This is a genomic window from Paenibacillus agricola (assembly GCF_011440305.1).
Classification (GTDB): domain Bacteria; phylum Bacillota; class Bacilli; order Paenibacillales; family NBRC-103111; genus Paenibacillus_S; species Paenibacillus_S agricola.
Genome location: NZ_JAAOIW010000002.1, coordinates 745,579 through 770,226 on the forward strand (window position 1 = coordinate 745,579; position 24,648 = coordinate 770,226).

General features: G+C 45.9%; 20 protein-coding genes. 8 read left to right on the forward strand and 12 right to left on the reverse strand.

What is annotated here, in order from left to right:
- Positions 1-14 precede the first annotated feature (14 nt).
- From G9U52_RS07845 to G9U52_RS07855, 3 genes are read right to left on the reverse strand one after another with little or no spacing between them, the layout of a single operon-like run.
- Entirely contained in the window at positions 15-887 is an 873-nt protein-coding gene (locus G9U52_RS07845) for a CheR family methyltransferase (protein ID WP_243767195.1), read from the reverse strand.
- 17 nt (positions 888-904) lie between these two features.
- A complete protein-coding gene (locus G9U52_RS07850) occupies positions 905-4,606 on the reverse strand; it encodes a response regulator (protein WP_207952836.1) in 3,702 nt (1,233 codons plus the stop codon).
- A gap of 36 nt (positions 4,607-4,642) precedes the next feature.
- A complete protein-coding gene (locus G9U52_RS07855) occupies positions 4,643-5,782 on the reverse strand; it encodes a PP2C family protein-serine/threonine phosphatase (RefSeq protein WP_166147987.1) in 1,140 nt (379 codons plus the stop codon).
- 281 nt (positions 5,783-6,063) lie between these two features.
- Here G9U52_RS07855 and G9U52_RS07860 point away from each other — a divergent pair, with 281 nt between their 5' ends.
- On the forward strand, positions 6,064-6,510 hold the full coding sequence (locus tag G9U52_RS07860) for a YflT domain-containing protein (RefSeq protein WP_166147990.1): 447 nt from the start codon (positions 6,064-6,066) through the stop codon (positions 6,508-6,510).
- A gap of 190 nt (positions 6,511-6,700) precedes the next feature.
- On the opposite strand, the gene G9U52_RS07865 is transcribed toward G9U52_RS07860, so the two are convergent.
- From G9U52_RS07865 to G9U52_RS07875, 3 genes are all read right to left on the reverse strand, one after another.
- Positions 6,701-8,605 carry an S-layer homology domain-containing protein gene (locus G9U52_RS07865; RefSeq protein WP_166147992.1) on the reverse strand — a complete coding sequence of 635 codons (1,905 nt, stop codon included), beginning with the start codon at positions 8,603-8,605 and terminating at the stop codon, positions 6,701-6,703.
- Positions 8,606-8,826: 221 nt separating this feature from the next.
- Complete coding sequence (gene dgoD / locus G9U52_RS07870; RefSeq protein WP_166147995.1) at positions 8,827-9,975, reverse strand: galactonate dehydratase; 1,149 nt, start codon at positions 9,973-9,975, stop codon at positions 8,827-8,829.
- Positions 9,972-10,649: a FadR/GntR family transcriptional regulator gene (locus tag G9U52_RS07875; protein ID WP_166147997.1), complete on the reverse strand. Its 678-nt coding sequence runs from the start codon at positions 10,647-10,649 to the stop codon at positions 9,972-9,974. Before G9U52_RS07875 ends, dgoD begins: the two co-directional genes overlap by 4 nt.
- Before the next feature lie 193 nt (positions 10,650-10,842).
- On the opposite strand from G9U52_RS07875, the gene G9U52_RS07880 reads away from it, so the two are divergent.
- The gene (locus G9U52_RS07880; protein ID WP_166147999.1) at positions 10,843-11,565 is read left to right on the forward strand and encodes a response regulator transcription factor; all 723 of its coding nucleotides are present in this window, start codon (positions 10,843-10,845) and stop codon (positions 11,563-11,565) included.
- The gene (locus G9U52_RS42050; protein ID WP_166148002.1) at positions 11,562-12,944 is read left to right on the forward strand and encodes a sensor histidine kinase; all 1,383 of its coding nucleotides are present in this window, start codon (positions 11,562-11,564) and stop codon (positions 12,942-12,944) included. Before G9U52_RS07880 ends, G9U52_RS42050 begins: the two co-directional genes overlap by 4 nt.
- Before the next feature lie 344 nt (positions 12,945-13,288).
- Here G9U52_RS42050 and G9U52_RS07890 read toward each other — a convergent pair whose 3' ends face one another.
- The 5 genes from G9U52_RS07890 to G9U52_RS07910 all read right to left on the reverse strand — a co-directional run bounded on the left by G9U52_RS07890 (position 13,289) and on the right by G9U52_RS07910 (position 17,553).
- Complete coding sequence (locus tag G9U52_RS07890; RefSeq protein ID WP_375790232.1) at positions 13,289-13,774, reverse strand: C40 family peptidase; 486 nt, start codon at positions 13,772-13,774, stop codon at positions 13,289-13,291.
- Positions 13,775-14,151: 377 nt separating this feature from the next.
- Positions 14,152-14,586 (reverse strand): chemotaxis protein CheW, encoded by a 435-nt coding sequence (locus G9U52_RS07895; protein WP_166148004.1) that lies wholly within the window; start codon positions 14,584-14,586, stop codon positions 14,152-14,154.
- The gene (locus tag G9U52_RS07900; protein WP_166148006.1) at positions 14,583-15,170 is read right to left on the reverse strand and encodes an HD-GYP domain-containing protein; all 588 of its coding nucleotides are present in this window, start codon (positions 15,168-15,170) and stop codon (positions 14,583-14,585) included. The genes G9U52_RS07895 and G9U52_RS07900 overlap by 4 nt, the downstream gene beginning before the upstream one ends.
- 257 nt (positions 15,171-15,427) lie before the next feature.
- Entirely contained in the window at positions 15,428-16,375 is a 948-nt protein-coding gene (locus G9U52_RS07905) for a tyrosine-type recombinase/integrase (RefSeq protein WP_166148008.1), read from the reverse strand.
- A 32-nt stretch (positions 16,376-16,407) separates the two neighbouring features.
- Positions 16,408-17,553 carry a DUF3048 domain-containing protein gene (locus G9U52_RS07910; protein WP_166148010.1) on the reverse strand — a complete coding sequence of 382 codons (1,146 nt, stop codon included), beginning with the start codon at positions 17,551-17,553 and terminating at the stop codon, positions 16,408-16,410.
- A gap of 298 nt (positions 17,554-17,851) precedes the next feature.
- Between G9U52_RS07910 and G9U52_RS07915 the strand changes: the two genes are divergently transcribed.
- The 5 genes from G9U52_RS07915 to G9U52_RS07935 all read left to right on the forward strand — a co-directional run bounded on the left by G9U52_RS07915 (position 17,852) and on the right by G9U52_RS07935 (position 23,550).
- The gene (locus G9U52_RS07915; protein ID WP_166148012.1) at positions 17,852-18,529 is read left to right on the forward strand and encodes a response regulator transcription factor; all 678 of its coding nucleotides are present in this window, start codon (positions 17,852-17,854) and stop codon (positions 18,527-18,529) included.
- Positions 18,526-19,938, forward strand: coding sequence for a HAMP domain-containing sensor histidine kinase (locus G9U52_RS07920; RefSeq protein WP_166148014.1), 1,413 nt, complete (start codon positions 18,526-18,528; stop codon positions 19,936-19,938). Before G9U52_RS07915 ends, G9U52_RS07920 begins: the two co-directional genes overlap by 4 nt.
- 140 nt (positions 19,939-20,078) lie before the next feature.
- Positions 20,079-21,215, forward strand: a complete 1,137-nt coding sequence (locus tag G9U52_RS07925; RefSeq protein WP_166148016.1) for a Fe(3+) ABC transporter substrate-binding protein — start codon at positions 20,079-20,081, stop codon at positions 21,213-21,215.
- A 2-nt stretch (positions 21,216-21,217) separates the two neighbouring features.
- A complete protein-coding gene (locus tag G9U52_RS07930) occupies positions 21,218-22,870 on the forward strand; it encodes an ABC transporter permease (RefSeq protein ID WP_166148018.1) in 1,653 nt (550 codons plus the stop codon).
- Positions 22,867-23,550 carry an ABC transporter ATP-binding protein gene (locus tag G9U52_RS07935; RefSeq protein WP_166148020.1) on the forward strand — a complete coding sequence of 228 codons (684 nt, stop codon included), beginning with the start codon at positions 22,867-22,869 and terminating at the stop codon, positions 23,548-23,550. Before G9U52_RS07930 ends, G9U52_RS07935 begins: the two co-directional genes overlap by 4 nt.
- Positions 23,551-23,678: 128 nt before the next feature.
- On the opposite strand, the gene G9U52_RS07940 is transcribed toward G9U52_RS07935, so the two are convergent.
- On the reverse strand, positions 23,679-24,536 hold the full coding sequence (locus tag G9U52_RS07940; RefSeq protein WP_166148022.1) for a sugar phosphate isomerase/epimerase family protein: 858 nt from the start codon (positions 24,534-24,536) through the stop codon (positions 23,679-23,681).
- Between the last annotated feature and the right edge of the window lie 112 nt (positions 24,537-24,648).

Consider the following 24,648-nt stretch of genomic DNA (forward strand, 5'->3'; position numbering starts at 1 on the left):
CTATTGCCGTTTGATCAGGATTTTTTGCAATATAGCTTTTCTTCAGAGGTCAACAGTTCATAACAACCGGCATATTTGGTAAATGTAATCGTTTCTTTATCGCCCAATACCAGAAATCCAGATTGGCACAGGCTATCATAAATCAGCTCATGAACTCTGGCCTGCAGCTCCGCATCGAAATAAATCATGACATTACGGCAAAGAATGACATGGAACTCATTGAAGGAACGATCCGTTACCAGATTATGCTGAGCAAAGACAATATTGTTATGCAATAACGGATGAAAGGCAGCCGCATTTTCGCTGGTCGAATAATATTTGGAAAACTCATCCTTGCCTTCGGCTAAAATGTAGTTCTTGGTATATTCCTTCATTTTATTGAGCGGATAGGTCGCTTGCCCAGCAATTTGGAGCACATCCTCACTCATATCCGTCGCATACAAGGTAGTCCGTTCGTATAGCCCTTCTTCATGCAAAAGAATAGCCATCGAATAAACCTCTTCACCCGTGGAGCAGCCTGCATGCCATATGCGTATGGAGGGAAGATTACGAAGGACGGGCACAACATGCTTGCGAAAATAAGCGAACATATGTGGATCACGGAACATTTCTGTGACGTGAATGACCAGCTCCGACACCAGCCTTTTCATGCTGCTCGGGTCATGGAGCACTTTGGCTTGAAGCTCCGATACCGAATTCAGCCGTTCCCCATAGATTCGATTCCATATACGGCGGCGCAAGGAAGGATAGGAATAATGTCGGAAATCATAGCCATATAAACGGAACATCCCCTCCAGCAGAAGCTCGATTTCAATTCGTTCCCGCTCATCATCCGAGGCTTGACCTTTTTGCTCCACCTTGGAGGAAGATTGCATGGACCTAATCATGATGCTGCCTCCTTTTTTTATTGGCACAGCCAAACACGGATTAAAGAAAGTAATTGCTCCGTTTGAATCGGTTTGTTAATATAATCGGATGCACCGGCCTCGATGCATTTATCGCGGTCATTCTTCATCGCCTTAGCCGTCAAGGCAATGATCGGCAAAGAATCGAATTGCTGTTGGCTGCGGATCATGCGCATCGCTTCATAGCCGTCCATTTCAGGCATCATGATATCCATAAGCACAATATCATAAGCAGGGCTCGCTTTCATCAGGTCCAATGCCTGTTTGCCGGTTTCAGCAAAGCCCACAACCATCTTATACCCTTCCAGAAGATTAGAGAGGGCAAATACATTGCGAATGTCATCATCGACCAACAGTACCCTTTTACCAGCAAATATTTCTTCCTTGCTATGCAGTTTGCGCAAAATTTGCCGCTTCTCCTCAGGTAAATTTTCCTCTACCCGATGCAGGAATAGCGAAGTCTCGTCCAGCAACCGCTCTGGGGACCTTACATCTTTAATGATGATCGATTCTCCATATTTTTTCAACCTAAGCTTTTCTTTCTGCTCCCAAACTTGGTTCGAATAAATCACAATCGGCAGCCTGCGAAGGCTTGGATCCGACTTGATTTGATCCAGCAGCTCAAATTCCTTCAGGTCACGCGGACCCATATCAATAACCATGCAATCAAACGATTCCTTCTGGAGATGCATCCAAGCTTCATGGCTCCCATCTGCTGCAACAATATGAACATCGTCGTAACCGATTAATTCCACCATATAATTCCGCTGTGCGGTATCTTGGCTCACAATCAGCAGCTTTTTTGTACCTTTTTCAAGAAAAGCTTCGATTTGGGAAAAGGCCTCCTCCAAGCTATCCTTGGCTGATGGCTTTTGCAAGTAGGCGATGGCTCCCATAGCCAGACCCTGTTGGACCTCATCGACAACCGAAATCACATGGACAGGAATATGCCGTATCTCCGTGTCATTCTTAAGCTGTACCAGGATCGACCAGCCATCGACAATGGGTAGCTGGATATCAAGGAGAATAGCATCTGGCTTATACTGCTTAGCCAATCGAAGCCCTGTCACGCCATCCAGGCCAATAATCGTTTTAAAGCCCCGTTCCCTCGCCATATCCACCAATATGCGAACAAAGCTAATATCGTCCTCCACAATTAATAGTACGCGATTCCCTTCCCTAATGGAATCACGATCATCATGGATGGCAGGTGCTTCTTGGACAGGCTCCTGTTGTCGCTGCTCTATGAGTAACAGCGGTTTATCAAGATCAGGTGCGGGCAATGGCATTGATAGAATACTCGCTTCAAACGCTTTATCCTCTTTCGTAGCTAAAGCATCCTGTTCAGCTGCGGCTGCTACTTCTCGGGAGTCAGTTTCGCGACCAGGGATAGCATGATGAGGTACATATAAAATAAATTGGCTGCCTACTCCCTCTTGGCTATCCAATTCAATATGGCCGCCTAGCAAAGTAGCCAGCTGTGTGCTAATCGACAAGCCCAGCCCCGTACCGCCATACTTGCGGCTTGTCGTGCCATCAGCCTGCTGGAACGCTTCAAAGATCATCCGGCTTTTTTCCTTTGCAATCCCGATGCCTGTGTCGGTTACGGAAAAGGCCAGCATAGAAGGATGATGCACCACTGGTGCTAGCTGCACCTTAACACTACCTTTAGTCGTAAATTTGAAAGCATTCGATAACAAATTTTTCAATATTTGCAGCAGCCTCAAACTGTCTGTATACATTGTTTCGGGTGTTTGTGGATCGATTTCAAACTCAAATTCCACCTTTTTCTTTCTTGCTATCGGCATAAAGGCTTTCATCATAGTTTCCTTCAGTTCACAGAGCCGTACATTGTCATAGTGCAAATCCATCCGTCCCGATTCCACCTTGGCCAAATCCAGCACGTCATCAATCAGCCTTAATAAATCCGTTCCCGAGGATAGGATCGTCTCTGCGTACTCCACCTGTCTTTCGCTTAAATTCCCTTCCTTATTTTCTTTCAATAGCTGGGATAAAATAAGCAGGCTATTCAACGGTGTCCGAAGCTCATGCGACATATTGGCCATAAATTCCGATTTGTATTTCGAGGCGAACGCAAGCTCCCTTGCCTGCTTCTCCAATGTATCCTTCGCATGCTCAATCTCACGGTTAATTTCTTCCGTTTCCTTAATTTGCTCCTGAAGCAGCATGGTTTTGTTCCTAAGCTCATTGTTAGTATGCTCCAGGTCACTTTGCTGCTGCTGCAATTGCTTCTCCGAGCAGAGCAATGCCGTTGTTTGCTCCTCCAGCTTGCCGTTGGAGGCTTGTAGCTCCTCTTGCTGGGACAACAGCTCCATGGACTGGCTTTGCAGCTCGTCGGTCAGCATTTGGGAAATGCGCAGAAGCTCCTCCACCCGAAGCTGCCCTTTAATGCGGTGGATCGTGATCGCTGTGACCTCATTCAGATGGTCCAGCAGCTGAAGCTCCAGGTCCGTAAGCGGCTTCACTGCAGCAATTTCATAGGCAGCAATGACCTCGTCCATATAAACGATTGGCCGAACTGCCAAGGAAGCAGCGGGAATCGTACCAAAGGCTGCTGATATTTTAAAATAATCATTCGAAATATCGGTCAGCGTTATCGGGTTCCCATCACGTATACATTGCCCGATCAGACCTTGGCCGGGCAGCAGTTGTTCCAGTGCGTTTTGTTCAGGCCGGGCATAGGTTGCTTTTAAATTAATAACCTGCTGCCTGCCCTCTTGCTCAACCATATACATCGCCCCACTTTGCGCACCGATGATGCGGCACAAAGCCTGAATAAACTTATCGGTTGCTTCTTCAAGCCTTTGGGTATCCTGTAATTGGGTGGAAACCTCTGCTATATGCATCTGCAGCCAAGCCTGATCTGCGTTTACCTTGCTTAGCGCCCTTTCATTCGTCGTTGTATCTTCCAAATCCTCGGCAATCGCATTGAAAATATGGGCAATATCCCCGAATTCATCTGTTGTTTTTACCGAGACCCGATAAGAGCCGCGAGCTTGCTCGTTGCCGAAATTGGAAATAATGCCGGAGAGCATGCTTAATCCGCGTGTTACAGCCAGCACGATCCAGAACATAATAGCCACACCTAGAAGCAAGCTAAGTATCGTTATCATTCCGGTATAAGTATACGTTCTTCGGTTCTCTGCTTTGGTGCCTTCCATCGCCAGCATCAAGGCATCACTTTGATACTGGCCTGTGGCCGAAATACTATCCAGCATCTCCTGCTCGTAGGTTAACCCTACCGCTGTCCGCAAATCCATGGCCTGGTTTTTATTGTTTGCCAAATATAAGCCGAGCACTTGATCCTTATACTCAAGAAATTTATTTCCTTTTTTCAACAGATCTACAGCTAACGGCTGCTCATTGGAGCCTTTATATTCATTATGGATTTGCTCCATCGATTTCATGACCTTTGCACTTGAAAGACGGATCGATTCCATAATTTTATTAGTACTTTCTGGGTCTTCATTCAATAGCAAATTAGCCAAATATTTGGCCAATTCTGCCGTATCATTGCGCAATACTGTCGATATTTGCACCTTGGTATAACGGTTATTGAATATTTCGTTGATACTATGATCGATTGTCGTTAGGCGGTTAATACCAATTCCAGCTAAGGCAAACATAAGGATCATGAGTGTCCCAAAGCCCAAGAACAGCTTTGTTTTGATTCTGATCATGCATTCTCCCCTTCCCAACAGCCTACTCTATCCATATTACCTCGCGCGAACTAGCACCATACAGATATCATCCTCTTGTTGGTCACGAATTTCCAAAGGCAAAATACTATCAACAATACAAGCTAAATCTTGTCCCGCACAGGCTTTCAAGCCCTCTGTAAGCTTCTCTACTTCATCATAGCCATCCTCTTCCAAGGCCTCCAGCAAACCATCTGTAAACAGAAACAGCTCGATTTCATTATCATAGGTAATAACACCCTTCTGAATATCCATCTGCTCAAAGAAACCAACGGCAAAGCTTCCCAAATTCAACTGGACAGGCGGCTTGTCTCCTTCAAAAAGTAAAGCGGGTGGATGACCTGCATTTACATACTCAATGATCTTGTTATGAGTATCAATAACCAAATATATCGCTGTGAAGTAATAGCTTACGGATGAATTTTTTTTATTCAATTGGTTCATATATCGGTTTAATTCCGCTATAACCATTTCAGGCGCAACGAAACGGGTAATCGTGTCCTGCATAACCGATGAGATAAACATACAGACCAGCGAGGAAGAAATGCCATGGCCCATCATATCCAACAAAATAATGCCATAACGGTGGTCATCAAGCCTATACCAGGAATACAGGTCGCCTGCAAGCTCAAAGGACGGATGGTAGGAAGCCGAAATGCTTAACTCATCTCTATGGATTGGCTGGCTCAATACACTGCTTTGTACCTGCTTAGCCAAATCAAGCTCGCTGCGGATACGCGCTTCATTTTCTTTGTGCCAGTCTTTTTCAAATTTCAAGCGCAAAGCCACCCTGATCCGGGCAATCAGCTCTACTTTATTGATCGGCTTCATAATATAATCGATAGCCCCGGCTTCCAGAACGTCGGCCAATAAATTGGAATCGCCAACCGCTGTAACGATGATGATGGGAATATCTCTTAAGCTTTCATGCTTCTGGATCCGCCGGCAAGCCTCAAGTCCGTCCATTTCGGGCATCATCATATCCAGCAATATCAAATCAATCGATTCCTTCGGCTGCCCATTGGTTTCGGCATTCAATAACGCAAGCAATTCAATGGCAGACTCCATCTTAATAAATTGGTCGTAGCCAGCACTCTTCAATATTTTTTCGATTACCATTAAGTTAACCGGATTATCATCCACAATTGCAATGCTCATCAATGAATCCCCTTTGGAGTTGCAAATAACTTCTTATATTATTATATCGCAGTTCTACTATGTATGTAACCATAGCTCAACTCGTTGAATCACCTAGAATGTTTCAAAGCAATAACTAATGGTTAATAGTGGGCATAACTTAATCTAAACAAGGTAAAGCGGGAAAGAAAAGTGAGTCATTGCTCTCCACTAAAAACCTTGAAAACCGAGGATATATACCAGCTTTTCTGATGCCGCTAATGCTAATAGGCTATTATGCTAATTGAGGGAGGAAGAAAAATATGAATAACAAAGTGAGATTAGTCACTCATGAAGAGCAGGCGATCAGTGAAATTCGCGCCTTCCAACAAGAAGGCTATACCTTAGAGGAAATTTATGTGATTGCCCATGATAACGATACAACAGAAGGCTTCAGCAAATTAATGTCAACGAAAACAGTAGGCATCTACGAAGAAGGCATCACTAACGCCTTCGCTAATTTATTCCGTTCTCGTGGCGATCAGCTTCGTGTCAAGCTACAGTCACTCGGACTGTCCAAGGATGAAGCCGACTTCTATGAAAAAGAACTCGATAAAGGAAAAATTATGGTAATGGCTTGGATCGACGACAATGACTTTGATGATTGGGTACCAGAGACCAAGGATAGCATAAGAAGGTCGGATGCAGCCATTATAGCACCTGCCGGCGTCTATACAACCCAACGTACAGGCAGTACAGGTATTTGGTAAAAATGGTTAACTATTTATGGAGCAAATACTCGGCACTCAGGAATCTGTGAAGAGAAATCAATCACCCTATAAATTCGCAAAAGGCGCTTAAACGATAAATTATTGTTTAAGCGCCTTTTGCAGCGTTTTTTCGTTATTTAATTACAACGATCCACGGATTGAACTTGGTTAGGAGCCAATCTGTGAAACGCTACTTAATCATAACTAATAAATTTTCCAAAGCTCGGGCTGTTTCTGCTCGTGTCGCGAACTCCCGTGGAGCAATCACGTGCTCGGTGCGTCCAGCTAAGAGCTTAAGCTCCAATGCAATCTCTATGGGCGATATCGCCCAGCCCGACACTTCCGCACGGTCCGTATATATGGAAAGCTTGCTCTCCGCGGTAGGCTTAGACACCTGTTGCGTTTTCCAATCGTAGGCACGGACCAGCAGAGCAGCCAGCTCTTGGCGTGTCAATAAATCATCCGGTCCAAAGTGCTTAGCATCACGGCCTTGGACCAAGCCTGCTTTTGCCGCTGATCCTATCGGCTCATAATGCCACTGGTTGGATTGCACATCAGCGAAGCTAGAAGCATTGGCCGATGGCAATTGAAGCGCCTTGGCAAGCATGGAAGTAAACTCAGCTCTCGTCGCTTCTTTACTCGGGCGGAATTGCCGGGAGCCTATGCCATTCACAATGCCGGTCTTACTCAGGCTTTCGATGGTATCATGTGCCCAATAGGAAGGAAACACATCGTCATAGCGCTGGTTCGCTACAGGCTTATACAGCTTGAAGGTATCTATACTGTCCCCATCGCGTGAAGTAACAGCAAATGTTAATTCTTCGGGAGCCACAGTAACGGACGAGAAAATTTGGATGTTATCATCAAATTTTACCCGGATCCATGGATAGTCGCCCATATCATAAAACTTGGAGCCCGCCGTACCTCCGATTACATAAGTCGTACCTTCGCCTTCGGCTACATTCTCACCTTGGTATAAGGGCCAGCTTCTCAGGTAGGCATGGTCATGGCCGGTAAGCACAAGATCGACGCCTGTTTCGTCAAAAATCGGTGTCCAAGCATCCCTTACATCCACGCTGGCTCTTGCCGCGTGGCTTTGAAAAGGGGAGCGATGGAATGCGGCAATTTTCCATGGCTTGGTGCTGGCCGCCATATCCTCGCGAAGCCACTCGGCCTGTGCCGACAAATTTCCCTCACTATTCAGTACAGCAATATGCATAGCTCCATAATCCAAGGAATACGCCAATTCCGTCTCGCCCATCGGTCCATTTTGCGGCAATTGGAACTGGGCTTGAAAATTTTCGGTGCCGGTCTTCAATACATCATGATTGCCAAGTGTCGGCACCATATTGATGCCGGGCAGCATTTCTCGAACGGCATGAAACCATTGCTCCCATTGCTCCTGCAGGTAGCCATAATCGACGATATCGCCAGAAAGCAACACGAAACGTGCATCTGGTTGCTGCGCGATTGCTTTTTCCAGCATTTCGCCCCAAATCCCATAGCCATTAACCTTGGTTTGATTAGGGATCGCTTGCGTATCGGAAACAAACAGGAATGTGAACGGCTGCTGAGGATCAGGACCGGTTACAAATGGGTACGGTCCTGCCCATTCTCCATTGTTGCCGCTGCCTACTCGGTAGGTGTATGACGTGTTGGGCTGTAAACCGACTGCTTCGGCTTCATGCACAAGCATCTCCCCAGCATCGGAGACGAACGGCACTTCGGTGCCTATAATTTGCTGGGCTTGGCCATCAGGAAAGCCTAGGTATGTAGCGGTTTCAATGTATTCTACAACTGTACCCTCTCGACCTGATGCGGTGCGCCATGTGAAGCTTTGCGTCGTTGCCGGATCATGCTGCCAGGTCAGTGTAAGATGCTCCGGCTGCTTGGACCCCAGACCAACTGCCTGAACCCGAACTGGGTTGTGGAGGGTTAATAGTGTTAGCCCAAGAAGTGCTGCCAACAGCACCAAGCCTATCCCATACTTCGACCTGTAGCCGGAAGGCGAAGCAGGTACCTCTGCCTCTGGGGATGGATCTAAAGGCTGGTTCAAAGCCGGGTCTATCGGCTTTAAATCCGATTGTCGGAGCATGAAAGCATTCACCTCATTAGTATTTCAATATTTCGAATAGTACCCCTATTTACCACATAAAGGCTATTTAGAACCATTACCCAGCCTAAACGAAAACCTTCCGCTTTGCAATATGGCCTAATGCCAGAAACACGTAGAGATAAACTCTAAAAAAAGGCTGTTCCCCTAGCCATTTTATGACTTTAGGACAGCCTTTTTCCGTTTTCATAATTAAGCTGGTTTTACCACTCCGTTACCACACCATCCGGATTGCGCCAAACCGGGTTGCGCCATTGATGGCCAATGGCTGCCATTTCACGAACCTTCGCTTCGTTGATTTCAATGCCCAGGCCTGGTTTGGTCAATATTTTCACGTAGCCTTCCTCGTAATCGAACACGCCCGGATCAACCAAATAATCAAGCAGGTCGGAGCCTTGGTTATAGTGGATGCCTAAGCTCTGCTCCTGGATAAATGCATTCGGCGTGCAAAAATCCAGCTGCAGCGACGATGCCAAAGCAATCGGACCTAACGGACAATGCGGAGCCACCGCTACGTCAAAGGCTTCCGCCATTGCAGCGATTTTTCGGCATTCCCAAATACCGCCAGCATGGCTAAGATCCGGCTGGATAATATCTACACCACCATGCACCAGCAGGCGTTTGAAATCCCAACGAGTGTACATACGCTCACCTGTTGCGATCGGGACGCTCGAGCCCTTCGTAATTTCGTGGATCGTTTCATAGTTTTCAGCGAGCACTGGCTCTTCAATAAACATGGGCTTGTAAGGCTCCATTTCCTTGATGAGTACCTTCGCCATCGTTTTATGAACACGACCATGCAAATCCACGCCGATGCCAATCGTATTGCCAACGGCAGCGCGCACGGCAGCAAGCCTCTCTACGGCTTCCTCGATCTTCGCTGGCGTATCTATCCACTCCATCTCTGATGTACCATTCATCTTGATCGCCGAGTAGCCTTGTGCGACCTTCTCTGTCGCTGCTACGGCCACATCAGATGGCTTATCTCCACCAATCCAAGCATAGACACGCATCTTGTCGCGAACCGGGCCACCAAGCAGGTCATAAACAGGTACGCCTAGTTTTTTTCCTTTAATGTCCCACAAGGCTTGCTCAATTCCCGAAATAGCACTGCTTAGGATAGGGCCACCGCGATAAAAACCACCGCGGTATAACACTTGCCATAAATCTTCGATATTTCCGGGATCTCTGCCGATTAAAAACTCGCTCATTTCTTCTACGGCCGTACGGACCGTATCCGCTTTACCTTCAACTACCGGCTCGCCCCAGCCGACAATGCCATCATCCGTCGTAATTTTCAAAAACAACCAGCGCGGTGGCACCTTAAATAGTTCCAACGTTTTAATTTTCATTCTTCATCTCTCCCTTTATGAAATTCAAAAAGCATATCCTCCAAATGGCATTTCATCAAAGCGCGCGCCTGGGTTGGATTGCGCTGTACAATCGCTTGGGCAATTAAAAAGTGAAAAGAAGACGCTTTCTCATTCATCCCTGCCCATTTCATCGATTTGCGCCTGCTATCCACTAACAAGTCACTCATCCGATCCAGCATGTGAAACATAATTTCATTGTGTGAGGCCTTTGCAATTTGATCGTGAAATTGAATATCTTCCTTCAAAAAATCGCGCTTCTTCTCCACCTTGCGTTTCATTGCCTCGGCGGTCGCCATGATCGCTTCCGCTTCCTCGGCGGTCGCCTTCTCGGCAGCCATTGCCGCAAGCTCCGGCTCAATAATCAACCGTGCTTCCGTTAGCTGCAGCATCGTTGCCCGCTCCAAAAAATCCAGCCGGTCCGCCGGTGCCTCGGTCAGCTCGTTCTCCACATAAGTGCCACGGCCCTGTTCAATGCGCAAAATCTTTTGCTTGCCCAAGATCCGCACCGCTTCACGTACTGAAGAAATACCAACACCCAGCTCGGTGGATAACTGCTCCAAGGGTGGCAGCTGCTCTCCTTGCTTCCAGTGGCCTTCCTTAATGTTCCGTTTAATCTCATCGTATACGGTTTCATACGTTAATTTCTTCGTCATACGAATCACCTGCGCTTACTTGTATTAGTCTTAATTCATATGATGTATATACAATATATTATAATTCATATGATGTTTCAAGAGATTTTTTCTAAAAGTTTAGCACCTTTCTTGGTACGACCTGCTTTCCCTTAACATAATTTCCGTTTATAGGCCACATACTATCCCTATCGACAACTTGGCGGGTGATGGCTTGAAAGGGCAAATATTGGTGATTGAGGACGAGGATAAAATCGCACGGGTGCTGCAGCTTGAGTTAGAGCATGAGGGCTACTCGGTGCAATGTGCCAAAAATGGACGGGAAGGCTTGAAGGCAGCCCTTGACGGAGAATGGGACTTGATTTTGCTCGATATTATGCTTCCTGAGCTTAACGGGCTAGAGGTGCTTAGGCGCATCCGCCAGCAAGGCTGCCAGGTTGCCATTATTCTGCTGACGGCAAGGGATACGATCCCTGATCGGGTAAGTGGCTTAGACCAAGGGGCTAACGATTATATCACGAAGCCATTTGCCATTGAGGAGCTCTTGGCTCGTATTCGCAACCTGCTGCGGATGGCTACAAACATTCAAGCCCAAGCCACAGACGTGAGCGCTACACCTCTCCAGAGCGACGAGTTGCAGGTAGATGGCCTCTATATGAATGTCCGTACGCGCCAGGTACGAAGATATGAGCAGCCCATTGAGCTTACAACCAAGGAGTTCGATTTGCTCTATTTTTTAGCAAGCCGCCCTGGAGAGGTCATGTCCCGCGAACAAATTTTATCACGGGTATGGGGCTATGAATTTATAGGGGATACGAATGTGGTGGATGTATATATTCGATATTTGCGGCAAAAAATTGACCTTGGTTCCTGCAAGCTGATTCACACCCTGCGAGGTGTAGGCTACGTGGTCAAGGATTGTGAGCCAACACCGTGAGGCTCCGCACCAAAATAACGCTGCTGATCGCTTCATCCCTGTTATTGGTTCTGTTATTATTTAATGCCGTTACTTATATGACCGTCGTCAATCTAACCACCACCAACGAAATACGCCTTTTATGGGAAGCGGCACAACCGATCATGTCACAGCCAGGGGTTTATAGCCCAAATCGTTGGAACCGCTCGGGCTGGCTCAAACCTTTTTTAACGCCACAATCGATGATTCGCATTATGGATACCGATTCGCAAATCCAGACGGTCTTGCAATCCCAGGAGGAGCTTTTGCAAATCCCCGCCGTTTATAGCAGCCGCAGCTTTTCCAAAACGATCAAGACCGCTGATGCGCTTATTGTCTACATTCAAACCCCGATCATTGATGAAAATAACCAAACCTTAGGTTCGCTTCAGATGGGACGCAAGCTCGAAACGTTGGATGAATATTTGCGTGTCCTGATTACTGTCCTGATGTTTACTAGCATCGGAGCTGCTGTCTTCTCGCTGTTGAGCGGCATGTATTATACGAGAATTATTTTACGACCTATCCACAGGCTTGCTTATATTATGGAGGTTAACCAGCAAAATGGGGTATTTATGCAGATGGAGCTGTCTCCCTTTGGACGGCATGATGAGCTTGGGCAATTGATACGCACCTTTAATGCGATGATTGCCGAGCTGGAGCGTAATTTCAATCGGCAAAAGCTGTTTTTGGCGGATGCTTCGCATGAGCTAAAAACACCGCTGACGATCATCGAAAGCTATGCGGATCTGCTGAAGCGATGGGGCGGCAGCGATACGGCGCTCCGTGAGGAAGCCATTGAAGCCATCCAATCGGAGGCTGTCCGGCTGCGGAATTTGACGCATTCGTTGCTGACGCTTGCCAATACGGAAGCCGAAGGCCAGCAGCTCTGGCAGCACTTCGATATGGCTGAGCTTATTCGTACAACAGCCGCAGGCTTACAGCAGGCGTTCAAGCGAGAGCTCCTTGTCGAAATCGAGCTTCCTGATGCCTTGTTATATGGCAATCCTGAGCAAATCAAGCAGCTGCTGATTATTTTGTTGGACAATGCCATCAAGTACAGCCAGAAGCCGGTACGGATCAAGCTGCTCCGGGATCATCGGGACGCCCAGATCTTAGTCTTGCAGGTTATTGACCAAGGCATCGGGGTGGAAGCGGTCGATATCCCACGCTTGTTCGACCGCTTTTATCGCGTCGACCAAGCGAGAAGCCGCGAAACTGGCGGCAACGGGCTTGGGCTTGCTATCGCGCGCAATATTGTTCGCCTGCATAAGGGAACCGTTGCCATCACTAGCTCGCTCGGCGCGGGTACGCAGGTGAGTGTGAAGCTACCATTTTTACCCTCCCCACCCTCCCTTTAGGGAGGATGGGAAGGGCTGTGCCCTCTGGACTGGACTCCCCCATGGTGTGGTGGCTGTGACTGTGGTTTCACGGGGGTGGTGTTCACGGGGCGCGTTTCGTCCCTGCGGGACACGCTTTACTGTGTTGCAGGGCGGGAGGCGATTGCTGCGTGCTGGGCGGCAGGCATATTAAATAAACGCAAAAAAGACAGCAAAATGCTGTCCTTTTCTTCTAAGCTTGTCTTCATATATGGTCAGCAATAATTGGGAAGATTCAGGGGAATAAAGTTTCTTGGTGCTGTTTGTTAGTTGTTGACTTATGCTACTTGAATTGTGCTAATTATTAACAGTGTGCTTAACTGCAACTATAATACGCGGCGAGCCGTCTTATATTTAGACTTCCAAAAGCTACTGTTCATGTTTGAGATCGTAACACCTGGTGCGCCATAAGTATGCAGTATTTTACCATTCCCAATATAGATGGCTACGTGATGAATGGGAGAATAAAAGAACACCAAGTCACCAGGTTTCAAATTAGCTTTCGATACAAAGCTACCGGCACGGGATTGCTGTTGGCTTGTACGTGGAAGCTTGACACCGTATTTGGCATAGACAAATTGGGTAAAGGATGAGCAGTCAAAAGCACGGGTTGATCCGGAAGGTGCGCCAAAATCATAAGGAGTCCCCATATAACGTTTGGCTGTAGCAATAATGGAATTAGCCTTGGATGAGCTGTACGCATGAGCGGTATTAGCTGGCGGTACCAGCACCGTAACCGAGAATAACATGGATAAACTGACTGTGGATGCAAGAAGTGTCTTTCCTAATTTCGTCTTTCTTAGAAGCTTCATATTATTCCTCCTGCAAACAAAATTTTGGATGTACAGGGGCTTGTACCCTGCTATGCTCCGAGTATAACACGCAAAAAAAAGCCAACATCTACCAAGGGTATCCTTAATCCTTGGTAGTGCTGGCTTTCATTGGCTCTATTAGAATTAGATAAGAAAATTCTAATGTTTAGGGGGTTGACAGCCTTATGACTCTAGCGAACATCTACATACACAGAAGTGCCTCTATATCTTGCTCATTCGGCAATTCTGAGGGGGTCTCTTCGAGAGCAATGGAGTACCCACCAGCAAAATGACAAATAGGCACACCCGTTACATCGAAAGTGTACCCTCAGCCGAACTCTGTTCCTTTAATCATTAAGTAATCACAGGGTAAGCTGCTAACATTGGGCTTGACTGATGATTTCGCCCATATTTAGAATACGTACTAATCGGCTTTCACAATAAGTAATGCCTTGGACATAATCTCTTTTTATTGAGCCTACCTCATCCAAAGCAGGTTGAATTTCGTCAAAAGTCGAGGTTCTATTCACTTGATCCACAATAAAGCCTGCTAACTCCGTAAATTGCTTATGGATAATAATTCTTGTAGCTTGCGTATAAGCGACTTCCTTCATCCCAAACAAGCTTCGCATGCTAATAATAGGAATGGCTTTATCACGAAGATAGATCACCCCTTTACTGTTGGATCCAACCTCGTAGTCATCGAAAATCGGCTGCATTTTAATGATTTTATGTACATCTTGAGTGTTTATGGCAAAATACTCTTTGTCTAGAACCATTTCCATATACTGATCTCTTAAAAGAATACTCATCGATTGCCTCCCACTATTTTTTCTGGATTCATCTTTGCCAAGCATTTTTCAGTTATATTTCCTTTAAGTAGTTGGATGAGTATATGTACATACTTTTCATCGAATTGTTCTCCCGCATGGAGCAGTAGCTGCGTTATTGCTTCAGCTACCGTCAATTTGGAACGGTATGGACGATCGCTAATCATACAATCATAAGCATCGAGAACTGCGCAGATTCGTGCGAATTCGGGTATAGCATGCCCGCTTAGTCCATTAGGGTAACCTTGTCCATTCCATCTTTCGTGATGAAATTCAACGATGTTAATAATTTCCATATCCAGGTTTGCGTACTCCCTAAGTATATGGGCTCCTATAGAAGGATGGAGCCTCATGAGATCCCATTCATGTGGCAGCAATGAAGTAGTTTTATTCAGTACCTCAATAGGAATACGTAATTTACCTATATCGTGCAGGAAACAGCCTGTAACTAATTGATGTTTTCGTTTTTTGTCCAAACCCATTCCTACAGCCATGGCTTTAGCTAATGAAGCGACTCTCATGCTATGCTCATACGTCTCCACATCTTTTTCCATTAATTGATCCATATGGGTAAGCCCCAACAAATATGGCATTATATTCTGCACCGCTCTCCAATATAATGAAAAAATTTTAGCTATCCATGCCTATGGGAGGATTACGTTCCATCTTGTCATGTCGTACAATAACTGTTGTGCGACATAATTTTTCAAAATATTGCAATTTATGCGGAAATATTACTTCGCTAGTATAGTTCAATTGGACTATAAAATCAACAAAATATTAAAAGAATAAATATTTGGGTCTACTGAAATTAATTCCAATTTTATAAAAATTCGAGTAAGCCTTCCTGGACGAAATCTGGCGCTGCTTTTTTTAATTGCTCTACAGTATGTAAATAACGTTGGGTCGTATTGATATGGGAATGCCCCAAATTTTCTTGAACTTGCTGCAGAGACGCTCCATATAGCAGGGCTAATGTAGCATTTGTGTGCCTTAGCCAATGGGGGGTAAAGCTTTTGCCTATGTCGCATTTCTTGCTTGCTTTTCCAATAATCCGTTCAATTTGCCTGCCCGATAATGGGAACAACCTCGGATCAAGCCGCTGGTTAGGATCCAGTGATTTTGCATAATGAAGGAGTAGCTCCCATAGTTGCGGTGGAACCTTGACCGTTCGCTGTTTACTACCTTTTCCTTCCATAACCATTAGCCATATGGAAGTTTCTGCAGCATCTTTTATAAAATGCCCCCATTCAATTGAGCTTAGCTCCGAAAGCCTTAAACCCGTTAATACAAAGGTAAGACCGATTAAATAGTCGCGAATACTCTGGTTTTTTAATTGTTTTAGGAAATGGCCAACCTCTTTCTGTGTTAAATAGTGGTTTTTGCTGTTTACCTGTATGGTTGGCATACGTACGCAGGAAGTTGGATTTATTTTAAAAAGCGCAATATTAGGATCGCTTCCCCATTTATACAAGGAACGCAATGGAGCAATAAAGCTCGCAACCGTGGCTGTTGCCAGCGGTTTTTTTTGCGGACTGTAATAGCCTCTCATTAAACCGATTTTGTAAACCTCGATTTCCTGCCAGGTTACCTCAGCCAACGGTTTGTGGGAAATAAATTGGCGAAATCTTTCGATCGCTTGCTTATAATTGCGAATTGTATACTTTGAACGGCTGCATGTTGCTAGAAACATGTCAATAATCTGCTCATCTGTGTAGGCTTCATGTTGTTTAAATGTAGATAATTGAGTGAATTGGGATCCTTCATCCATAAAAGCTTTTCCTCCTTCATGTCGCACAACAGTTATTGTGCGACACCTGTTTTTTGTTCCCATGAAATGGAAATATGCTCATCAAATGTTGGCGAATTTGGTACTACTATCCAATGTGTCTTGCCCGGAAAAAAGCTTGCCTCCTGATTAGCTTGAGTCAGATGGAAGGTATCTTGAACCTGGGCCCGCTCCCATTCCACCGACTGCACTTTGTCTCTTTGAAACAAATATCCTGCGCCGCTACCTACAAGCTTCACATCTCTACGTCCCTCGTTATCCAATATGATATGGTCAGCGCCGATAACAACTAGATTGGTTGCCGTAAGCTGTTCATTGTTGGACAAATCAATATGAGGCATATCATCAATAAATCGTAAATATAGCCTGCGTTCAGGATTGTAACGGTAAGAAACAACCGAGCTGTTGTGCATAAAGGTAATCGTAACGCTAGTCAAACGATCTCCTGGCATAACCGTTTCTTCTGCAAGGAAGGTCGGTTGCGTCTGTACGGTTTTACTTTCCTCTCTAAGTCCCCTGCCTTTGATTCCGCTTTCCAACATTTCGATATTGGTATATAAATTATGAGGCGCCTTACGCGTCGGCTCCCTCCAAAAGTATCGACCTGCGTTCGTAATTTCATCCATATGCTCAAGCTTTTGCGCGGACAATTGGGCATAGGCATCAGGGCTGCCGCCAGCATGGACAGGGACGGCATCGAGCATTTTGCCCAAATCAATATAATAAGGACGAATACTGCGGATCGGACCAATCGGTCCATCCCAATGCTTGCTTTGGTAAACGGCTACTAAACGGGTAATTTCCCCTTCGGCTAATATTTCATACATAACATCGGCATAGCTTAGTCCCGATTGGGGACGCGCCTGTGGAGCGTTATTGACCATGACCATAAAAGGGCGGCTCAAACTAGGGGCTGGTGCAGGCATGCCAGTAAGCGGCCATACATATAAGGGGACCTTCGGTACTGGTGCCGGAGACTGGACCGGCGGCCATATAGGGGGCACGGTTATTTCCTTCGGAGTGACAGTCGTCACAACGGGTTCTGCTGGATTAAAGACACTACAAGAAGACAAGAATAGTAAGGCAGCACCAAAGGTAATACCATATTTTAAGCTTTTGTTCATAGTGGCATATATAATTGAATATGTACTTTTTCTCATTCTGGTTATCCCCTTTCCCCTCCTTATACTTACCATACAGGATAAGGAATTGAATCTCTTATTTGGTTTTACCCGATTCCAACCACGTATTAAATGTAAAATAAAGGAAAATAATACCTTCTGCTTTGTTGCTTTTCTACCTACAATCACCCAGATTTTGCAAGTTTTATCGAAGTCAAGCAAGCATCTTAATATCATTCGTTAAAGTATACCTCGAGCCCTGCACATTGTTCAAATAAGGCTTTTGTTCTATAATGGCTTCAACTATAGACAATCCTGAATAAAGGCGGAGCTTGGAATGAAAAGAATTTTACTTATTGAGGATGAAAGAAATTTATCCCGTTATATGGAGCTTGAGCTCCGTCACGAATCTTTTTTTGTAATGGTTGCCTCGGATGGCTATATGGGACTGGAGCTTGCGCTTAAGGAGGATTGGGATGCGATTTTATTAGACCTTATGCTCCCAGGTTTAGATGGCATTGAGGTATGCCGCCGTATCAGGCTATCGAAGAAAACACCGATTATTATGCTGACAGCAAGAGACAGTGTTAGGGATCGAATTTCGGGTCTAGATAGCGGTGCTGATGATTACATGCCTAAGCCGTTTGCAATTGAGGAATTATTCGCACGTTTGCGAGTCATTTTCAGAAGGCAGGAGGATCAGGCTGAGGAGCATAAATCAACACTGGTCTACCAGGACCTTAGGTTGAATCTGGACTCCAGGATCGTCTGCAGAGGAAACAAGCAAATCGATTTGACCAAGCGCGAGTATGACTTACTCGTCACTTTTATGAAGCATACGACACATGTGTTAACACGTGAAAGCCTGTTGGACAAAGTATGGGGGTTCGACGCTGTTGTGGACACGAATGTTGTGGATGTCTATGTCCGCTATTTACGAAACAAAATTGATGCTCCTGGAGAAACTAGTTATATTACGACCTTGCGCGGAATCGGATATGTGATGCGTAAATGAACACCATTACCCGCCTGTCTAGAAGATTGCCGATTAAGTGGAGGCTAACGTTGTTATCTTCCTTGCTGCTCTTTCTCTTATTCGCCGCCTATAGCATTGTCCAGTATGTATTCGTAGAGCAATGGATGCTAAAACAGGAAGAATCCCATATCCGCCAAAATATGGCGGAGATTTTAAACTATTTTCTAGAAACCGAAATCACTTTCAATGAACATGACTTTTCCCAAATTCGCCCTTTCCTTGATAAGTCGAATCATCCCAACCAGTTTATTCGGGTGTTGAATGAGCAAGGTTTCCCGATCGCCACCGTATCGGATGATATTCCAGAGCAATGGGTCGATAAAAAGCATGTATCCACCACAGAGATAACTAAAGTTTGGTATGACAATAACCACTTGCTCATCATGAGGAGCCCTCTTACTATTTTCCAATTTAACGGAACCATCGAAATAGCCAAAAATATGGAGGATTTCGAGAAGCTAACTACCGCTTTCTTCCGTGTTATGGTAGCGTGCGGCTTATTAGCTGTTTTCATTAGCGGCTTAGGAGGCAGGTTACTAGCGCGTCAATTGCTGATCCCTCTTCAATCGATGGCAGATACGATCCGTCTTATCAAACAACAAGGGCTGCATAAGCGGGTTCAGTTCAATGATCAGCAAGACGAGATTTCGACGTTAATGAAAATGTTCAATGAAATGATGGATCAAGTCGAAAAATCCTTTCTCCAGCAAAAGCAATTCGTGGAAGATGCTTCGCATGAGCTGAGGACACCTTTAGCTATCGTAGAGGGCCATATCTCCATGCTCAAGCGCTGGGGTAAAAACGATCCGGCTATACTGGAGGAATCCCTGCATGCTTCGATTCAGGAGCTTGACCGTTTGAAGGGGCTTGTCCATGAGCTGCTTGCTTTGACACGTGTAGAAAATGTAATGCTACAGGATCATAACGAAGTAGAGGATCTTCAGCAATCGATCCTTCTGATTATCAAAAATGTCGCCTTGCTCCATCCCTTGTTTCGATTTGAGCAAGATTTGCGTGGCATAGGCCAGGTAAAGATTGTGTTGTCAGCCCAGCACTTGGAGCAAATCCTGTTGATCCTATTGGATAATGCCGTTAAATATTCCCTTGAAAACAAAACCATCCAGATCAGAGGGATGCTCCATGAAAACAACGTCATGATAGAGATCACCGATTATGGTATGGGTATTCCTGAAACCGACCTTCCTTTTGTGTTAAACCGCTTTTATCGGGTGGACAAGGCAAGAAGTGGCGAATACCGCGGGCATGGTCTTGGCCTCTCCATTGCCAAGCGTCTTGTAGAGCAATATAACGGAAGGATAAAGCTTCAAAGTATCGAACATCAAGGTACAACTGTGATGGTTTCTTTCCCTTTATTGCCCAAGGATTAGATGAGGCTAATGCCCGTGCGTTTATTTTTTCTCTTTTCACATCATTTTCTCATTTTCATCCGCTACAATAAGGTTTAGCACCATTGGTAATGATATTCATTATCAACTAGTTCGTGCAATACACATTTGGAGGGTTTACATTGAGAAAAAAATCGATATTCGGCGTCATGCTACCCGCAGTCATGGCATTGACCTTATTGGCAGGTTGCGGCTCTACAAGCCCTGCACCCACTAGTACAGCTACACCAGATCCCAAGGCTTCCCCTGGAGCAGCGGCTCCGGCAGGCACGGAGAAGCCAGCCGAAACGCCAGCAAAGAGCAAAGACCAAGCCGTGAACATTTTCACAGCACGGCATTATGCTGCGGACACGTTGGTATATGAAGCCTTCACGAAGCAAACGGGCATTAAGGTTAATGAGATTAAAGGCACCGCCGAAGAATTGGTTGAGCGCTTAAAGCGTGAAGGCCAAAGCTCGGAAGCGGACTTGTTCGTTACCGTTGATGGTGGCGTACTTAACTATGCCAAGCAGAATGGTGTCCTGCAGCCTATCCAATCGTCCACAATCGATGCCAATGTTGCCAAGCAATGGCGTGATAAGGACAATAACTGGATCGGCATAGCGACACGTGCCCGGGTTATCGTTTATGCGAAGGATCGGATCAAGCCTGAGCAATTGTCTACATACGAAGATTTGGCTACAGACAAATGGAAAGGCAAGGTGCTGGCGCGTTCTTCGACCAGCTTATACAACCAATCTCTTGTTGCCTCCTTCATTGAGCTAAACGGTGAAGCGAAGGCTGAGGAATGGGCTAAAGGCATTGCCGACAACCTAGGACGCAAGCCTGAAGGCGGAGACCGGGACCAAGCTAAGGGCATTGCCGCTAAAGTCGGGGATGTCGCAATTATGAATACCTATTACGTCGGCCAAATGCTTGCCTCTAAGGATGCAGAGGAAGTGAAGGTAGCACAAAATATCGGCGTCTTTTTCCCGAATCAGGCAACGAATGGCACCCATCTTAATATTAGTGGTGCCGGTCTTGCCAAGCATGCTAAAAATAAAGACAATGCCATCAAGCTGATCGAATTTATTACAAGCAAAGAGGGCCAAAGCATGCTGATCAAGGAAAGCTTTGAGTTCCCGGTTAATGAAAAAGCAGACCTGCCTGAGCTGCTTAAAGGCTGGGGAACCTTCAAAACCCAACAAATTGATTTCTCCAAGCTGGGAGACCATAATAAAAAAGCCATCGAAATTCTGAACAAGGTAGGCTGGAAATAAAGATGGATGTTTCCACATTATGGCGTAACCTCCGAAGAAGCAGTAATCTTTGGGTCATCATTAGTGTGAGCGGAGCCCTTGCGGCTCTGCTCCCTTCTATTTATATTATGATCCATCTCTTAAAGCCGCCTAATGAAAACTGGCTGCAAATCCAAACCTATATGCTGCAGGATTATGCACTCCAATCCTTGTGGCTTGTTCTCGGCACCGGCGCCTGTACCGTGTTGATTGGCCTCACCCTTGCCTGGCTTACAGTCGCATATGAGTTCCCGCTCAGGCGCTTCTTTGCTTGGGCTTTTATTCTGCCGTTGGCTATTCCTCCTTATATCGCCGCGTATACCTATAGCTCCATGCTAAGCTACACGGGCAGCATTCAGCTATTTTTTCGCAACTCGCTTGGATGGACGCCAGACCAGCAATATTTCCATATCATGTCGATCAAAGGCGCTATCGTTATTTTCAGCTTATTTTTGTATCCTTATGTGTATTTAATTACAAAAGCTTTTCTGGAAAAGCAGAGCGCCTCTTTTATTGAAAATGCCCAGCTGCTTGGCAAAAACCCGTTCACTATTTTTTTCAGGATTGTTCTCCCCCTTTCGCAATCTGCTGTTGTTGGCGGTGTCAGCCTGGTCGCTTTTGAAGTGTTGAATGATTATGGCGTGACCAAATATTTTGGCATCCAATCGTTTACTACTGCGATCTTCACCACATGGTTTGGGATGTATGATGTGGACTCGGCGATTCGTTTGGCGGCCATGCTGATGAGCTTGATTATAGGTTTGTTTATTATTGAGCGGCTTGTCCGTAAGCGTAAAAAATACAACGTGACCACAAGCAAAACCAGCCCACTCCGCAGGCGAAGGCTTCAAGGGATATGGGCATGGACAGCCTTCGGCTTCAGTGCGCTTCTGTTCGCATTTTCCTTCCTTATCCCTATGGTGCAATTAATCGTATGGGCGGCGTGGACCTACATGGACGTAATTGACGCCTCTTTTTTCCGGCTTATTGGCAATACGATTTTCATCTCGCTCGTATCCATTTCTTTTTTAATGCTGCTAGCTATCATCATAGCCAACGTATGCCGTTCCCGGCGTTCCATCTTTACCCTGGTGCTATCCAAGCTGATCTCTATGGGATATTCCATACCTGGGGCTGTGCTTTCGATTGGTATGCTTGCTGTGTTTATTTCACTGGACCAGCAGCTTGCGGGGATCTACGAAGGATTGGGCCTTGGGGTCAATAAATTAGTGCTTAGTATGTCGCTGGCTATGCTGATTGTTGCTTATATCATCCGCTTCCTTGCCGTAGGGTTTAACGCCGTAGAGGCTGGTTTCGAAAAGACGGGTAACCGCTACTCAGAGGCTTCCCGCATGCTGGGGCTGGGGATGACACGAACCTTTTTCAAAGTCGATTTGCCTCTGGTCAAAGGGGCGGTCCTCGCTGGCTGTATTCTGACTTTCATGGAAATCGTGAAGGAATTGCCACTCACCCTGCTGCTGCGCCCTTTTAACTTTGATACCTTGGCTACCAAAGCCTACCAATACGCAAGTGATGAACAAATCCAAGAGGCTTCTATTCCATCGTTGTTAATTATCGGGGTCGGCATGATCTCCGTTTATTTCTATCATTGGTTGGGGGAGAGAAACACAAAATGAGTTTTTTTGAAATGTCCGATATTTCTTTTCAATATGCCAAGGGGCAACAAACCGGACTGCGCAACTTCTCCTTGAGCCTGCAAAAAGGTGAATCTGTTGGTGTGTTGGGCAAAAGTGGATGTGGAAAAAGCACACTGCTGCGGTTAATCGCCGGATTGGAAGCACCCTGTACCGGACGTATCACCATTAACGGTAAAATAATGGTCGACTCCCGCCTCTTCGTCAATCCCGAATCGCGCGGGGTCGGTATGGTGTTTCAGGACTATGCGTTATTTCCCCATCTAACGGTCGCAGATAATATCACGTTCGGGCTGCACCGCTTGCCCAAGACAGATCGTGCCGCACGGCTACACGAAATGCTGGAGCTCGTCCAGCTACAGAGCTACGCTAAGCGTTACCCGCACGAGCTTAGCGGCGGGCAGCAGCAGCGGGCAGCCTTTGCCCGGGCTTTGGCTCCCAAGCCGTTCATCCTTCTAATGGATGAACCGTTCAGCAACCTGGATGCCGACCTAAAGGGGAGCATCCGCAAGGAGCTCAAGCAGATTCTGGCGGCGGAGCAGATCACCTCCATCCTCGTCACACACGACCAAGCTGATGCTGATGCCATCTGTGATCGTATCGTGCATATGGACGCTGCTTCAGCCGCTCCCGAGGTCCCCAAGGCTTTCACAATAGCATAGACTTGAAAAAGAATGCCCGCAAAAAAGCACCCTTATCCACTTCAATAGTGGATAAGGGTGCTTTTGCTTACCAATTGGGATTAAACTTATTCATGAAACGGATTCCGCTTGCCATGATTTAATTATAGTTAAATGCTTGCCAGGATCGCGCGTGTTTCCTCGCTGTATTTCTTCAGCAATTCCTTGGATTCGTAAAGCCCGCTAAAATCCTCAACGCCAAGGTAGCCATCATAGCCAACCGCTTTCAAGTCGGTCAATACCTGGCGCCAGTTAACGATACCCTGCAAATTCGGCTCCCAATACGAAGTCCAGCCTTGCGATCCGTCCTCGCGGACCTCTGTTTTTTTCCAGCCGGTATTTTTAATATGCACATGTGCCAAGTAAGGGCCTAACAGCTCCATGCCCATACGGAAGTTCTCGAAGCCCTCGTGTACCATATTGCCCGGATCAAACAATACGCCGATATGGTTAGGATCGAAGCTGCTAACAAGCCGATACGCCGATGAAACACTCGGTGTAATCGTATTATGATGCGTTTCAATCAAGCATTTTACGCCATATTTCTTGGCAAGAGGCTCGACGCCCTTCAAATAATTTTGCTCCAGCGCATACAATTCATTAAAATGCTTCGTCCCATCATAAGAAGGCACGCCTACGCGAATCATCGAGGCACCAAGCTTTTGTGCTACTTGCAGAACACGCTCTGTGCTTTTCAAATCTCCTGCTTGTAAGTAAGGGGTAACGCTTATCGTTTGCAAACCGTTATCTTGGGCGATACGTATGTAGCGCTCCAGCTCAGCATCCGTTGTGGAGGTATCAATCGTACATAGATTATTACGCCAGAAGGAAGGTTTTTCGTCCTTAACGTCTTGCGCAGTTTCCTTAAAGCGCCATTCAATCCCATCAATTCCTGCCGCTTTAGCTGCCGCTCCCATTTCTTCGGGTGTCAAATCAGGTGTAACTACAGTAAAAATAGATAGTTTCATCACTAAACCTCCAGCTTATTATAGGCTATTCCTTCTCAAAAAATTATAGCAAAGTTTAGATAATTAATCCATGTTCACGTTAACATTCGGAATATTCTGATAATAAAACAAA